We start from the raw sequence: 255 nt of genomic DNA, 5'->3' as shown, positions 1-255 counted from the left end.
CCGTGGACGCGCTTCATCGTCCGGTGCGTGGCGGTACGTCCCGGCCCAGAGCTGCCCTGAGAGGGTCACCCACAGCTCCTGCCCCAGCACGCCGTAGCGCGTCGAAGTACGGAAGTACCGTTCCGGCTTCTCGTAGTGCAGCATCCATCCGCGATGCCTGAAACTGCTGAACGGCCTGTAAGCGTACCGTGCGCTGCCCTCCGGGTCTGCGGCGGTCACCTCAAGCAGGTCGTAGGGCTCGACGTGGCTCTCCAC

The 255-nt window shown here is 66.3% G+C and carries 1 pseudogene; it reads right to left on the bottom strand.

Annotated features, from left to right (window positions below):
* Positions 1-255, bottom strand: a pseudogene (locus tag AB4Y35_RS42235) (type VI secretion system baseplate subunit TssF); the annotation flags it as partial.

This window comes from Paraburkholderia sp. EG286A (assembly GCF_040965375.1).
GTDB lineage: Bacteria > Pseudomonadota > Gammaproteobacteria > Burkholderiales > Burkholderiaceae > Paraburkholderia.
The sequence above is the reverse complement of the archived record's forward strand: the minus strand, read 5'-3'. Positions and strand labels throughout refer to the sequence as shown.